General features: G+C 73.0%; 14 protein-coding genes. 7 read left to right on the top strand and 7 right to left on the bottom strand.

The features are described 5' to 3' along the window. The first annotated feature begins 78 nt into the window (after positions 1-78). The 3 genes from mdlC to B1H29_RS34420 all read left to right on the top strand — a co-directional run bounded on the left by mdlC (position 79) and on the right by B1H29_RS34420 (position 4,476). Positions 79-1,704, top strand: coding sequence for a benzoylformate decarboxylase (gene mdlC, locus B1H29_RS34430; RefSeq protein WP_055420221.1), 1,626 nt, complete (start codon positions 79-81; stop codon positions 1,702-1,704). Beyond that, positions 1,701-3,155, top strand: a complete 1,455-nt coding sequence (locus B1H29_RS34425) for a benzaldehyde dehydrogenase (protein WP_055420222.1) — start codon at positions 1,701-1,703, stop codon at positions 3,153-3,155. The genes mdlC and B1H29_RS34425 overlap by 4 nt, the downstream gene beginning before the upstream one ends. A gap of 67 nt (positions 3,156-3,222) precedes the next feature. Continuing rightward, positions 3,223-4,476, top strand: a complete 1,254-nt coding sequence (locus tag B1H29_RS34420; protein ID WP_055420223.1) for an MFS transporter — start codon at positions 3,223-3,225, stop codon at positions 4,474-4,476. Between the two features lie 97 nt (positions 4,477-4,573). On the opposite strand, the gene B1H29_RS34415 is transcribed toward B1H29_RS34420, so the two are convergent. Both B1H29_RS34415 and B1H29_RS34410 read right to left on the bottom strand, forming a co-directional pair. Next, on the bottom strand, positions 4,574-5,293 hold the full coding sequence (locus B1H29_RS34415; RefSeq protein WP_234393122.1) for a PepSY domain-containing protein: 720 nt from the start codon (positions 5,291-5,293) through the stop codon (positions 4,574-4,576). Positions 5,294-5,402: 109 nt separating this feature from the next. Further along, complete coding sequence (locus B1H29_RS34410) at positions 5,403-6,341, bottom strand: LysR family transcriptional regulator (RefSeq protein ID WP_055420225.1); 939 nt, start codon at positions 6,339-6,341, stop codon at positions 5,403-5,405. Positions 6,342-6,558: 217 nt separating this feature from the next. Here B1H29_RS34410 and snpA point away from each other — a divergent pair, with 217 nt between their 5' ends. Both snpA and B1H29_RS34400 read left to right on the top strand, forming a co-directional pair. Further along, complete coding sequence (snpA, locus tag B1H29_RS34405; RefSeq protein ID WP_055420226.1) at positions 6,559-7,242, top strand: snapalysin; 684 nt, start codon at positions 6,559-6,561, stop codon at positions 7,240-7,242. Positions 7,243-7,379: 137 nt separating this feature from the next. Continuing rightward, a complete protein-coding gene (locus B1H29_RS34400) occupies positions 7,380-7,640 on the top strand; it encodes a hypothetical protein (protein ID WP_055420227.1) in 261 nt (86 codons plus the stop codon). Positions 7,641-7,651: 11 nt separating this feature from the next. On the opposite strand, the gene B1H29_RS34395 is transcribed toward B1H29_RS34400, so the two are convergent. Next, positions 7,652-8,335 carry an adenosylcobinamide amidohydrolase gene (locus B1H29_RS34395; RefSeq protein ID WP_055420228.1) on the bottom strand — a complete coding sequence of 228 codons (684 nt, stop codon included), beginning with the start codon at positions 8,333-8,335 and terminating at the stop codon, positions 7,652-7,654. 178 nt (positions 8,336-8,513) lie between these two features. Here B1H29_RS34395 and B1H29_RS34390 point away from each other — a divergent pair, with 178 nt between their 5' ends. Further along, entirely contained in the window at positions 8,514-8,864 is a 351-nt protein-coding gene (locus B1H29_RS34390; RefSeq protein ID WP_055420229.1) for a hypothetical protein, read from the top strand. A 53-nt stretch (positions 8,865-8,917) separates the two neighbouring features. On the opposite strand, the gene B1H29_RS34385 is transcribed toward B1H29_RS34390, so the two are convergent. Beyond that, positions 8,918-10,114, bottom strand: a complete 1,197-nt coding sequence (locus tag B1H29_RS34385) for a globin domain-containing protein (RefSeq protein WP_055420230.1) — start codon at positions 10,112-10,114, stop codon at positions 8,918-8,920. Positions 10,115-10,261: 147 nt separating this feature from the next. Then, entirely contained in the window at positions 10,262-10,708 is a 447-nt protein-coding gene (nsrR, locus tag B1H29_RS34380) for a nitric oxide-sensing transcriptional repressor NsrR (RefSeq protein WP_055420231.1), read from the bottom strand. A 102-nt stretch (positions 10,709-10,810) separates the two neighbouring features. Between nsrR and B1H29_RS34375 the strand changes: the two genes are divergently transcribed. Beyond that, positions 10,811-11,242, top strand: coding sequence for a hypothetical protein (locus tag B1H29_RS34375; protein WP_055420232.1), 432 nt, complete (start codon positions 10,811-10,813; stop codon positions 11,240-11,242). A 16-nt stretch (positions 11,243-11,258) separates the two neighbouring features. Here the strand turns inward: B1H29_RS34375 and B1H29_RS34370 are convergent, their stop codons facing one another. Both B1H29_RS34370 and B1H29_RS34365 read right to left on the bottom strand, forming a co-directional pair. Next, positions 11,259-11,942, bottom strand: coding sequence for an ABC transporter ATP-binding protein (locus tag B1H29_RS34370; protein WP_055420233.1), 684 nt, complete (start codon positions 11,940-11,942; stop codon positions 11,259-11,261). Further along, positions 11,939-13,027, bottom strand: a complete 1,089-nt coding sequence (locus B1H29_RS34365; RefSeq protein ID WP_055420234.1) for an ABC transporter permease — start codon at positions 13,025-13,027, stop codon at positions 11,939-11,941. Before B1H29_RS34365 ends, B1H29_RS34370 begins: the two co-directional genes overlap by 4 nt. Positions 13,028-13,212: the final 185 nt, after the last annotated feature.

The following is a 13,212-nucleotide window of genomic DNA, read 5'->3' as shown; positions in this document are numbered from 1 at the left end:
TCGGCCCGCCGAAACATCTATTGGTGCCCATGTCGCGGGGTGCCTAGCGTGTCGGGCGTCACTTCGAAAGGAACGTCCGTGCCATCCGTGCGCCGTGTCTCCCACGATTTCCTGGAGCGCCAGGGGCTCACCACCGTCTTCGGCAATCCGGGCTCCAACGAGCTGCCTTTCCTGGCCGAGCTGCCCGACGGTTTCCGCTACGTCCTCGGTCTGCACGAGGGCGCCGTCGTCGGTATGGCCGACGGCTACGCCCAGGCGACCGGCCGTCCGGTCCTGGTCAATCTGCACGCGGCCTCGGGTTCGGGCAACGCGATGGGCGCGCTGACCAACGCGGTGGCCTCCCGCACCCCGCTCGTGGTGGTGGCCGGCCAGCAGGTGAGGCCCGCGATCGGTCCGGAGGCCAACCTGGCCAGCGTCGACGCCCCGGCGCTGATGAAGCCGCTGGTGGGCTGGGCGGCGGAACCGGCGTGCGCCGGGGACGTGCCGCGCGCGCTCGCGCAGGCCGTCTTCGAGGCGCGGCTCCAGCGGCGGCCGGCCTATCTCTCCGTGCCGTACGACGACTGGTCGGCCGAGGCCGACGACAACGCCCCGGCCGTGCTCGACCGGCGGGTGCTGCGGGCTTCCGTGCCCGGCGGCGCGCAGGGCGACTGGCTCGTGGAGCGGGTCGCCGCCGCCCGGCGCCCCGCGCTCGTGCTGGGCGGTGACATCGACTCGGCGGACCGGTTCGACGACGCCGTCCGGCTGGCCGAGCGCCTGGGCGGTCCGGTGTGGGCGGCGCCCTCCCTGTTCCGGCTGCCCTTCCCCAACCGGCACCCGCAGTTCCGGGGTGTGCTGCCCGCCGGGATCGCGCCGGTCTCCCAGGCCTTCGAGGGACACGACCTCGTGCTGGTGCTGGGCGCGCCGGTCTTCCGCTACCACGAGCACCTCCCCGGCCGGTATCTGCCCGACGGCACCCGGCTGATCCAGGTGACCGAGGACGCGTCGGCCGCCGCGCGGGCGCCGATGGGCGAGGCGCTGGTCGCCGACCCCGGGGCCGTCATCGACCTGCTGCTGAAGTCGCTCGACGGGCCCGGAACACCCGCCGGCGCCTACCGGCCCGTGCCCGGGCCGCTGTCCGCCGAAGGACCCGGCCTCCATCCCGAACAGGTCTTCGCCGCGCTGCGCGACGAACAGCCCGGGGACACGGCGTACGTCGTCGAGTCGACGTCGACCAACTCCGCGTGGTGGCGCCAGATGGACCTGCGCCGCCAGGGCTCGTACTACTTCCCGGCGGCCGGCGGGCTCGGCTTCGGACTGCCCGGCGCGGTCGGCGTCGCGATGGCCCAGCCCGGCCGCCCGGTCGTCGGCGTGATCGGGGACGGTTCGGCCAACTACGGCATCACCGCCCTGTGGACGGCGGCCCAGCACCGGGTCCCGCTGACCGTCGTGCTGCTGCGCAACGGCACGTACGGGGCGCTGCGCTGGTTCGGTGGTCTGCTCGGCGTGCCGGACGCACCCGGGCTGGACATCCCCGGGCTGGACTTCACCCGGATCGCGGAGGGCTACGGCGTCCGCGCCCAGCACGTCGGCGGGGCCGAGGAACTGCGCGCCGTCCTGGCCGAGCGGCCGGACCACCCCCGTCTGGTGCAGGTGGACACGGCACTCACCACGCCCTCCTGGCCCGGCAAGCACTCCGAAGACTCCCGAGGAAAGGGCAAGCGATGACATTCCTGGACAGCGACGTCTGGGGCCGGAGGTTCTTCAGCGACGGCTGGCAGGACTCCCCCACCGAGTACCCGGTGACCGAGCCGGCGACCGGCGGCCGGCTCGGTGCGGTCGGACTGGCCTCGGCCGCGGATGTGGGGCGTGCCGCCGCACGGGCCGCCGAGGCCCAGCGCGAGTGGGCGGCGACCGCCCCGCAGCAGCGGGCGGCCGTGCTGCGCCGCGCGGGCGAGCTCTTCACCGAGCACGCCGCCGAGGTCGAGGACTGGCTGGTGCGCGAGGCGGGCTCGGTGCGGGCCAAGGCGCGCTTCGAGGTGCGGCTCGCCGTGGGCGAGTGCTTCGAGTGCGCGGGCCTGCCGACGCATCCCCAGGGCGAGGTGCTCACCTCCGAGGAGGCCCGCTGGTCACTCGCCCGCCGCCGCCCCGCCGGTGTCGTGAGCGTGATCGCGCCCTTCAACTTCCCGCTCATCCTCGGTCTGCGTTCGGTGGCCCCCGCGCTCGCCCTCGGCAACGCGGTGCTGCTCAAGCCGGACCCGCGCACCGCGGTGAGCGGCGGTGTCGTCATCGCCCGCGTTCTCGAGGAGGCCGGCCTCCCCGCCGGCGTCCTGCACCTGCTGCCGGGCGACGGCTCGGTCGGCCGGGCGGTCGTCGAGGCTCCCGAGGTCCGGGTCGTCTCCTTCACCGGCTCGACGCCGGTCGGGCGGGCCATCGGCGAGCAGGCCGGACGGCTGCTGAAGCGGGCCCACCTCGAACTGGGCGGGAACAACGCGCTGGTCGTGCTGCCCGGCGCGGACGTGGCGAAGGCCGCCTCGGCGGGGGCGTTCGGCTCCTACCTGCATCAGGGGCAGATCTGCATGACGACCGGCCGGCACATCGTGCACGAGTCGCTGGTGGAGGAGTACACCGCCGCGCTCGCCGCGAAGGCCGAGGCGCTGCCGGTCGGTGACCCGGCACGCGAGGACGTGGCGCTGGGCCCGATCATCGACCGCCGTCAACTGGAGCGCGTGCACGGCATCGTCACCGACAGCGTGGCGGCGGGTGCGAAGGTCGCCGCGGGCGGCGAGATCGACGGCGCCGGCTACCGCGCCACCGTGCTGACCGGTCTGACGACCGACATGCCGGCGTGGCGCGAGGAGATCTTCGGCCCCGTCGCCCCCGTCGTCTCCTTCGCCACGCTCGAGGAGGCCGCGCGGATCGTCGACGACTGCGAGTACGGGCTGTCGGTCGGCATCCTCGGCGACGTCGGTACGGCCATGAAGCTCGCCGACCGGATCGAGTCCGGCAAGGTCCACATCAACGAGCAGACCGTGAACGACGAGCCCAACGCGCCCTTCGGCGGGGTCAAGGCCTCCGGTACCGGATCCCGATTCGGCGGCGCCGCGGCCAATGTCGAGGCGTTCACCGAGACCCAGTGGGTCACGGTACGTCCGGACATCGCCGACTACCCCTTCTGATCCTTCCGGCCCACCCCGGCCGTTCCGGCTCCGCTCACTCACACCCGTCCCCGGGGGGAGAGTCACCATGGCTTCCGCCACCACGTCCGACGCGCCCGCGCAGACAGGCCGCGCCGGCAACAGCACGTGGACGGTGGTCCTTTGCTGGATCACCGTCCTGCTGGAGGGCTACGACCTCGTCGTCCTCGGCGCCATCATTCCCACGCTGCTCAAGACCCACCACCTCGGCATGACCGCGGGCGACGCGACCACCATCGCCACGCTCTCGCTCGTGGGCGTCGCCATCGGCGCGGTCTGCGTCGGTCCACTGGCCGACCGGCTGGGGCGCCGCCGCCTGCTCATCGGCTCGGTGGTGCTGTTCTCGCTGTTCACCATCGTGGTGCCACTGGCGAACTCCGTCGCGATGTTCGCCGCGCTGCGCCTGATCGCCGGTCTGGGCCTGGGCGCCTGCATGCCCGTCTCGCTCACGATGATGGCCGAGCACATGCCGGCCGACCGCCGGGCGCGGGCCAGCACACTGACGATGACCGGCTACCACACCGGTGCGGTGATCACCTCGCTGCTCGCGCTGCAGGTGACCGACGACTGGCAGATCCTCTTCTACCTGCTCGGCGTCGTCGGCCTCGTGGTCGCCGTCATCCAGTGGTTCAAGCTGCCCGAGTCGGAGGCCTTCATCCGGGCCAAGCGGGACGGGGACCGGCGGGTGCCGTTCACCGAGCTGCTGGGGCCGGCGTACCTGCGTGCGGGCATCGGCATCTGGGTCGCCTCGTTCATGGGGCTGCTGCTGGTCTACGGCCTCAACACCTGGCTGCCGAAGCTGATGAACGACGCCGGATACCCGGTGCCCACGGCCGTCACCCAGCTCCTCGTGCTCAACATCGGCGGCGTCGTCGGCCTGGTCCTGGGCGGGTTCGTCGCCGACCGGCGGGGCATCAAGGGCACCACGATGGGCTGGTTCGCCGTCTCGGTGGTCATGCTGGCGTGCCTGAGCGTCAGGATGGAGAGCGATCTGCTGCTCAACGCCGTCGTCTTCTTCACCGGCGTGTTCGTCTTCTCCGCGCAGGTGCTCGTCTACGCCTACGTGACGAACTTCTACCCGGCCTCCGTGCGGAGCACGGCGCTGGGCTCGGCGTCCGGGATCGGCCGGATCGGCTCGATCGTCGGGCCGTCGATCACCGGCGCCCTGGTCGCCTCGGGGATCGGTCACCCGTGGGGGTTCTACTTCTTCGCCGCGGTGGCGGTCTTCGGTTTCCTGGCCGTGCTGACGCTGCCCCGCACGATGGCGAGCGGGCGGACGGAGATCTCCGAACCGGCGGCCTGACGCCCTTCGGACACGCACGACGGGAGCAGCCGGGTGACTCCACCCGGCTGCTCCCGTCGTGCTGATCCGGTTCTTCCCGCAGGGCTGGGGCCGGTGCTCAGTCGCGGTCCACGTGCTCGCGCAGGACATTGCCGTTCGATGCGTCGACGTCCACGGTCGTCTTGTTCCAGTTGTCGGTCGACACCACGTCGACGGCCCACAGGAGCTGCTGGTCGTCGTTCTCGTCCAGCTCGACGCCCGTGACGGTGCCCTTGGCCTTGTCGGTGGCCGCCTTCACGGCCTGCTCCGGCGTCTGGGACGCCTGCTCCAGCCAGTCGGCGATCTGCTGCTTGTCGTCGGCGTCCTGGTCCTCGGCCTGGGTGCGGAAGACCTCGCCGGAGACCGCGTCGATGTCGATCCGGTGCACGGTGCCGTCGGGGGCGGCGACCTTGGCCTCCCATTCCGGGGCGCCCTGGCTGGGTGCCGGGTTCGGCATGCTCGGGCTGGGCGAACCGGTCGACGCGGTGGCCTCGGCGGAGGTGGGCTTCAGCTCGAGTTCGACGAGCTTGCCCTCGGGGACCTCCTTGACGGCCGTGTCGGCCGCCTTGTCCCAGGTGACCTCCGCCTTCGGGACCAGGGCCTGGCGCTCGGACCGGTCGTCGGTCAGGGACTCCGAAGGAGAGGGGGAAGCGGTGGCGGTGGTAGTAGCCGTGTTGGTGGGGGACGTGGTGGGAGGAGTGGTCTGAGCCGCCTCGGCGACACTGGAGCGTGTCGTGTCGGCGTTCGTGCAGCCGGTCATCAGCAGGACGGAACTGCCCAGGGCACAGATGACGGCCATCGAACGAAGAGGCGGAAGACGTCGCACAGAGCTCATACACCTCTCCGTAACCATATGACCCTCTTGCCATACCGGTTCGGGTGGAGAACCACCGCAATGGCCGATACGGCTAGCGGGTCGGTACGAGGCGGGGCCCGGCGTGTTCGAGCCACTCGCGGTAGGCGGTGGACTGGCGGGCCGCCTCCCAGTACGCCTCCTCCAGCGCCGGGTAGACGGCGTCCAGCTCGGCCCGGGTGCGCGCGGCCAGCAGCAGGCGTACACCGAGCGGGTCGCCGGACAGGCGCCGTACGGCCATGTCGGGGCGGGACTGGGAGCTGGGCTGGCAGACGGTGACGACCTCGCCGGTGGCGACGAGGGACGCGGCGGTGTGGTAGTCACCGTGCAGGACGCGTGGGTTGAGGCCGACGGCGCGCAGCACGCGGTGCACGCCGTCCCACTCGCCGTCGACGGTGGGGTCGACCATCCAGCGGTCGTCGGCCAGGTCGGCGAGGCGGACCACGGACCGGGTGGCCGCGGGGTGGTCCGCGGGCAGCATGACGAACTGCGGCTCGCGTTCGACGAGGACCCGCAGCCGCAGCCCCTCGGGCACGCGCAGCGGGCAGCCCTCGACCTCGTGCACGAAGGCGACGTCCAACTGGCCCTCGGACACCCGGCGCAACAGGGCGTTGGCGGAGACGTCCATCTGGAGGGTCGGTTCCAGGCCCGGCTGTCTGAGCCGGCGCAGCCACCCGGCCAGGGCGCGGCTGGCCGTGGAGCCGACGCGCAGCCGGCTGTCGCCGCCGGCCGCGGCGGCGCGGGCCTCGCGGACCAGGGTGCGCATGTCGGCCAGTAGCGGACGGGCCCGGCCGAGGACCGTCCGGCCGAGTGGGGTGGGGCGGCAGCCGGTGCGTTCGCGGGTGAACAGGGGCCCGCCCAGGGCCTGTTCGATGCGGGCGAGCTGAGTGCTCAAGGTGGGCTGGGCGACGCCCAGTTGGCGTGCCGCCCGGTGCAGGCTGCCGGCGTCGGCGATGGCGCACAATGCGCGTAGGTGCCTCACCTCGAGCTCCATGCAGGGAGCGTAAAGCGGAACAGTTGGTTGCGCCAGGTGAACAAAACGCGGCGGAACAGGGCGAGTTCTGCACTCCGGTAGAAGCTGGTCCGGGGTGGCCGCACGGCGGGTGATAGCCCCGCCCTATCACCTGTTGCCATCATCACGCGGGCTCACAGGGGCTCCACACTCACCGGTGACGACTTCTCTCCCCACTCCCCCACACAAGGAGTCATCGATGCGTATCAGCCTGCCCCTGCTGTCCACGGCGGTCGGCCTCGGCCTGACGGCGGCCGTGCTCGGCGCCGGTCCCGCCGCGACGGCCACCGCTCCCCAGGCACCGGCCCAGGGCGCTCACCTCGGCTACCAGCCCTCCGCCGGCTCGGGCGAGGACGCCGCCGCCAACCGGGCGTTCTTCGAGGCGGTCATCAAGTCCGTCGCCGAGAAGCGCGCCGCGAACCCGACCTCGACGGCGGCCGTCACCGTCTACTACAGCGCCGCCAACGCGCCCAGCTTCCGCTCGCAGATATCCCGCTCCACTCAGATCTGGAACAGCTCGGTGTCCAACGTACGGCTCGCGGAGAGAAGCTCGGGCGCGGACTTCGCGTACTACGAGGGCAACGACTCGCGCGGCTCGTACGCGTCCACGGACGGACACGGCAACGGTTACATCTTCCTCGACTACCGGCAGAACCAGCAGTACGACTCGACCCGCGTGACCGCCCACGAGACCGGGCACGTGCTCGGTCTGCCCGACCACTACTCCGGCCCGTGCAGCGAGCTGATGTCGGGCGGCGGCCCCGGCCCGTCCTGCACCAACGCCTACCCGAACGCCAACGAGCGCAGCCGGGTGAACCAGTTGTGGGCCTACGGCTTCAAGGCCGCGCTCGACAAGGCGCTGCAGAAGACCTCCCAGCGCTGATCGCCCGAGGCTGACGCGTGTGTGGGGGCGGCCCGGTCCGGGTCACCCCCACACACGTGTTCCCCCCTCGCCGCTTGCGCAACCTCCCTGCGGGTACCAGGAGTTCACTCTTCAGCGTTCCCACCAAGGAGGCCGACGTGAACGAGCGGCAGGGACCCACCGGCAGCGGTCTCGGCGATCTGGAACCGGGCACCCGGCAGCGCGCGCAGTTGCGCACCCGCCTCGCCGACATCGCGTGGACGGCGTTGTGTGTCGTTCTCGCGCTGTGGGCCGTGTGGAGCGCCGTGGATCTCGCGCGGGGCGCGACGGCGTGGGCGTACTGCGCCGTGGCCTGGGTGCTGCTCACCGTGGCGCTGGCCCTGCGGATGGTCGCGGTGCGGCGCAGGACCTCGTTGTGACCGATCCCGGCTCACGGGCCGGTGGGCAGCGCGGAAAGCACGGCCCCGTGGACCGCCCGGGCCAGCTTGGCCCCCCACTCGGAGCGCGGGCCGGCGAAGGCGTGGGCCCCGGCTCCGGACCGCTCGGCGCGGGCGGCGACGCACACCGCGTCCGTGGGCGTGCCGGAGCAGTCGAGGCCGGCGTCCACCAGCGCCTGCACCTTGGCCTCGGTCGCCGTCATCACGGCGTTGACCAGGGCGGCGTCGCTCAGCGCGACCGGCAGCGCGGCGACGATGTTGATCGTCCCCGGTGCGGCGGGCTCGACGGCACCCTGTTCGGGTGAGGCCGCCCATCCGCGTACCGAGATCCCCGCGGTCACCACGGCTTCCGCACCGCCGTCCCTAGCCTGTGCGGAAGCGGACACGTCGGCGGCGGTCATCAGACCCACCCCCGGCCCCCGGGCGCCGGCGGCGTGGGCCAGGCCGGCCAGGTGCCGCGCCGGGTCGGTTCGCCGGTAGCCGTGGGCGACCTGGGCGTTGAGCACCCATGCGCGGTCGGCGATGCCCCCGCCCAGCACGGCGCTGCTGGCCATCCGCCAGCCCGGTCCCGGGCGCCACAGCAGGGCGTGCAGCCGTTCGCCGTCCTCGACCCGTGTCAGCCGCTCCGGGTTCAGCAGGCGGGGCCCGGTACGGGGCGGGGGCAGCAGGGCGGGCAACGGTGGGGGCTCCTTGCGTCGATCAGGGTGGGGAGGCCGGCGGACGGGACGATCGTACTCAGTGCCCCTTGCACGGCACCGGGCGGCCGCCGGTCCGGACGCGGGCGCGTTGCGAACGCGGAACCGGGCACCTTCACTGAACACAACTTCGCCACCAGGCGTCGGATCGGAGGCCACGATGCTGTCCCACACCCTGGAGCATGGGGTCCTGGTCATCACGGTGGACCAGGACCCGGGAATCGACGGGCGGGCCACGCTGACCACGCACATCACCAACCTGGTCGACGCTCATCAGCCGACCCCGGTCGTCATCGTCCTCACCGAGCGGGCCGCCGGTCACGCCGCGGTGAGTGCCGTGCTCCGGGCCCATCAGTGGTGCGGTCGGCTCGGCGTCCTGATGTGCGTGGTCACCCACAGCGCCCCCGCCCGTCGGCTCTTGGAGAACAACGCCGACGCCTCGGGCCCGCGGCTGGTCGTGCACGCCCGCGTCGACACCGCCATCACCACCGCGTTCACCGCGGCGGCCTAACGCCCGCCACGAATCCCCGCGGCGGGCCGGTGACGTCCGGCCACCGCCTCCCGCTACTGCTCGCCGAGCCAGAGGTCGGGGCCGAAGACCTCGTAGTGGATGGCCTGCGCGGGCACCCCGCGGCGCAGCAGGTCGCCGCGGACGGCGCGCATGAAGGGCACCGGGCCGCACAGGTAGGCCGTGAGCCCCTCGGGCAGTTCGAGGCCGGAGATGTCGGCGCGGCCGGCCGATACCTCCGGCGCCCGGTCGCCGGGCTCCTCGTACCACAGGTGGAGCCGGGCGTCGGGCAGCGCGCGTATCAGGTCGAGCTGTTCCTGCCGGTGGGCGTGCGAGACGGGGGTGCGGTCGGCGTGGACGACGGTCACCGGCCGGGTGGCGCCGGCGGCGGCCAAGTGGTGCAGCACGGCCAGCATGGGGGTGACGCCGATTCCGGCGGAGGCCAGCAGCAGCGGGCCGTCGTGCTCGGCCGGCGACAGGTCGCCGAACGGAGCCGACACGGTGAGCACGTCACCCACGCGCACGTGCGCGTGGAGCCAGGACGAGACCTCGCCGTCCGGCCGCCCGTCGCCCTGGACGCGTTTGACGGTGATGCGCCGGTCGGTCCGGCCGGGCCCGGCGGACAGGCTGTACTGGCGGATCTGCCGGGAGCCGTCGGGCAGTGAGGAGCGCACGCTGACGTACTGACCCGGGCAAAACGGCCGTGCGGGCAGGCCGTCGGCCGGCCGCAGGACGAAGGAGACCGCGTCGGGGCTCTCCTCGCGCCGCTCGACGACCTCCACGCGGCGCCAGACCTCTCCCTCGGCGACCCCTGCCTCCCGGTAGAGGCGGGCCTCGACGGCCACGAGGGCGTTGGCCATCAGCCAGTAGACCTCGTCCCAGGCGGCGGCGACCTCGGGGGTGACGGCGTCGCCGAGCACCTCCGCGATCGCGGCGAACAGATGGCGATGGACGATCTTGTACTGGTCGGAGGTGACGCCGAGCGAGGCGTGCTTGTGCGCGATCCTGGAGAGCATCACGTCCGGGCGGGCGTCGGGGTGTTCCACGAGCATGCCGGCGAACGCGGCGATGGAGCCCGCCAGGGCCCGCTGCTGCTCCCCGTTGGCCTGGTTCCCGCGGTTGAACAGGTCCCGCAGCAGCTCGGGGTGGGCGTCGAACAGCTTCCGGTAGAACAGCGTGGTGATGTCACCGATGGCCGCTCCCACCGCGGGAAGGGTGGCCCGGACCACGGGTAGGGACTGTTCGGAGAGCACGGCGGCTCCTTAATTGGTAGATGATATTCGTGTTTTCGGTCACGGCTCGGCGACTCGGATACCGACGGCTCGGCTGTCGACTGCCGGGCTGTCCGCCGCTCGACATCCGACCGCGGGCGTCCGACCGCCCGGCGGCCGGGCCGCCCGTCACCCGGGCGGACGCTCCGTCAGGCCGATCAGGACCGGGCCGGTCGGCGAGGCCACCAGGTCGGCCACGGTCAGCGGGTCGAGCGCGGTGTAGAAGGCCTCCTGCGCGTTCCGCAGCGCACCCCGCAGCCGGCACGCGCCCCGCAGCGGGCACGGCGGGTCGTCCTCGCAGGCGACCACCTCACCGTCGCCTTCGAGTTCACGAACGAGCCAGCCCACCGAGGCGTGCCGCCCCAGACCGGTCAGCGTCAGCCCACCGCCGCGGCCCCGCCGCGCCTCCACGACACCGAGGTGCCGCAGGCGGGTGATGGCCTTCGCCGCGTGCGTGTACGGCACACCGACGACCTCGGCCACCTCGCGTGTGGTCAGGGGGTCGTCACCGTCTCTCACGACCGCCAGGCGCATGACGGAACGCAGCGCCAGGTCGGTGAACTTCGTCAGCCGCACGGCCAGGACGCTATCAAATGCGCATAATGGATTCGTGTTTACTTACGGCAAAGGCTTTGTGGAGTGCGTCACCGGGCGCCGTGCGACGGACGGTGACGCCTGATGGCACCGGAAGACGGCGGTTCCCCCGCACCGGCGGCCGATCCTCCCCTCCCCCGAATCCTGTGCGACACCGCGGATCTCGTGTCCGGCGGCGGTGACGCGCCGGCCGGCGCGCTGTGGAAGCTCGCCGAACCGGGGCGGCAGCTCGACGCCAACGTCGTCCGACTCCCCCCGGCGGGACGGGTCGACACGCACACCGAACCGGACCTGGACGTCCTGCTGCTCGTCCTCCACGGCGAGGCCGCCCTCGTCCGTACCGACGGGGAGCGGCCCCTGCACGCGGGCGTCCTGACCTGGCTGCCGCACGGTTCGACCCGTGGCGTCGTCGCCGGCCCGGACGGGGTGACGTACCTGACCGTGCACCGGCGGCGGCCCGGCATGCGGATCCAGCCGCCGGACGCCGCCGACCGGCTCCGGCCCGGCGGCGCCTGACCCCGCGGTCGTACGGTCAGCCCGCCGGTGCGGGCGGCGTCAGCCGTCCGTCGTGCACCTCGGTGACGCGGTCGGCCACCGCCAGATGGGCGTGGTCGTGGGTGACCAGCACGGTGGCGGTGCCCCGCTCCCGGGTGAGGCGGGTGATCAGGCCGATGACGGCGGCGCCCCGCTCGTGGTCGAGGGCGCTGGTGGGTTCGTCGACGAGCAGCACACCGGGGTCGTTCATCAGGGCGCGGGCGATGTTGACGCGCTGGCGCTGACCGCCGGAGAGCTGGTGGGGCCGGCGGTCGGCCCGGTCCGCCATCCCGACCGCGCCGAGAAGGTCCAGCGCCCGGCCGCGGGCGGCGCGCGGGCGGCGCCCGTCGATGTGGGCCATCACCTGGAGCTGCTCGGCCGCGGTCAGCGCCGGCAGCAGGTTGGGCTGCTGGAAGACGACGCCGATCCGGTGCCGGCGCAGGCCGGCCAGGTCTCCGCGGCTCATCCCGGTGGTGTCGGCGCCGTCGACGGTGACGGTGCCGGAGTCGGGCGTGATGAGGGTGGCGGCGACGGCCAGCAGGCTGGACTTGCCCGAGCCGGAGGGGCCGATGACGGCGGTCACGGTGCCCCGCGGGACGTCCAGGGTGACGCGGTCGAGGGCGGTCAGGCGGCCGTCGCCGTCGGGGTAGGTGAGGGTGATGTCGGTCAGACGCAGGCTCATCGGGCGCTCCCCAGGGCGGTCAGCGGGTCCACGGAGGTGATACGGCGAACGGCGAGGCCGGCCCCGAGCCCGCCGAGCAGGACCATCACCGCGGCCGGGACGAGGACGGTGGCGGGAGTGAGCACGAAGGGGACGGCCGAGCCGGACACCGCGGCGCCGATCGCGGCGGCGGCCGCGGTGCCGGCGAGGGTGCCGCCGGCCAGCAGGACGACGGCCTGGCCGAGCGCGTCGCGCAGCAGTGCGGCGGTGGTGGCGCCCAGGGCCTTCAGTACGGCGATGTCGCCGCTGCGCTGGATCGTCCACACGGTGAAGAAGGCGCCGACGACCAGGGCGGAGATGGCGAACAGGAAGCCGCGCATCAGTTGCAGCGAGCCGTTCTCGGAGGTGTAGGAGCCGATCGCGGAGAGCGACTCCTGCTTCGTCACGGTCTCGGTGCCCGCCGCCCGGTCCGTAGCCGGGATGTCGGCGCCGGATCCGGTGTCCAGCGCGATCACCGTCGCGGCGGGCCGGTCGGCGCCCGCGGTGGGCGGGGCGACGGCCTGCCAGGTGCGCAGGCTGGTCCACACCACGGGGGTGTGGCTGAAGGAGACGTCACGATCGGTGGCGGCGACGGTCAGCCGCCGGCCGGCGAGGGCGACGGTGTCCCCCTCACGGACGCCGAGTTCCCCGGCCGCGGCGGGCGGCACCAGGACCGTGCGGTCGTCGAGGCGGTCCCCGCCGGGTGCCAGGTCCGAGCCGGGCTCCACGCCGAAGACGGACACACCGGTGCTCCGGCCGTCCGCGGTCGCGCGGGTGGTGGTGATGCCGAGCGGCTCGGCGCCTCGGACGCCGGGCGCCTTGGCCCACTGGCGCCACTGGTCCTCGGTGACGGTGGAGTCCGCGTACGACAGGTCCTGACCGCCGCTCGGCGCGGCGAAGGCGATCCGGTCGGCGCGCAGGGACGTGACGGCGGAGACGTTCTCCCGGGCGAGGCCGGCGGTCAGCCCGGACAGCAGCCCGACCAGCAGGGTGATCAGTACGACGACGGTTGCCATCAGGGCGAACCGCCCCTTGGCGAACGTCAGGTCTCTCAAGGCGACAAACACGTCTTCGCCCGGCCTTTCGACAACGGTTGGGAGGAGAACTTCGCCGACGGATGTCGGCGAGGTGTCCACCGTCGCCGCTCCAGTCCCTCGCGGGCATCGCTCCTGGGCGGGGACTTCGCGGGCCGAAGGGTGCGGCCCGACTTGCAACTTTCGGCAGATGCCCGGCCCCGGCACGGTCCGTAGGC

The organism is Streptomyces pactum (genome assembly GCF_002005225.1).
GTDB lineage: Bacteria > Actinomycetota > Actinomycetes > Streptomycetales > Streptomycetaceae > Streptomyces > Streptomyces pactum_A.
The sequence above is the reverse complement of the archived record's forward strand: the minus strand, read 5'-3'. Positions and strand labels throughout refer to the sequence as shown.